This is a genomic window from Psychrobacter sp. 1Y4 (genome assembly GCF_051847555.1).
Genome location: NZ_JBPYDE010000760.1, coordinates 1 through 626 on the forward strand (window position 1 = coordinate 1; position 626 = coordinate 626).

A 626-nucleotide genomic window follows, 5' to 3' on the forward strand; every position below is an offset into this window, starting at 1 on the left:
ACTAGCAGTTCCGCATCGACCGCTGCCTGTCGACGCTGCTCGATATTGCCGGCAATCACATGCTGCAAATCATCGACAGAATACAGATAAACATCATCAATGCGACTGATGGTTGAATCGATATCGCGCGGTACGGCCAAATCTATCATCAACATTGGCTGATAACGACGACGCTTAAGCGCTTGCATGGTCATGGTTTTATCAATCAATAAATCCATACTACCACTACAGCTACTGACGATATCGGCTTCTGCCAATACTTGCGGCAACTCTTGCAAGGGTCTGACGTCTATACGGCGATTGGGACTACGTAACTCAGCCGCCAATGCTTCAGCACGCTCAGGATTACGATTGCAAATAATAACTCGTCCGACACCAAGACCAGCGATATGGGTGGCAACCAAGCGATTCATCTCACCTGCTGCGACGACCAATAATGTACGACTGGGCAAGTCATCAAATATCTGCGTGACCAATTTAGCCGCCGCAAAGCTCAGCGATACCGCTTGTGCACCCACTTGCGTCTCATTACGTACTCGTTTGGCAGCGGCAAATACCTGATCAACGATCCAACCGAGCTGATTGCTCAATACTTTTTGCTCTTGTGCCAAGTGCACAGAGCGCTT

1 protein-coding gene is annotated in these 626 nt (G+C 49.0%); it reads right to left on the reverse strand.

The genetic code is table 11. From position 1 onward, the window contains the following. On the reverse strand, positions 1 to 626 hold a 626-nt coding region (locus ACS8FC_RS18740; RefSeq protein ID WP_459112987.1), incomplete at both ends, for a glutamyl-tRNA reductase.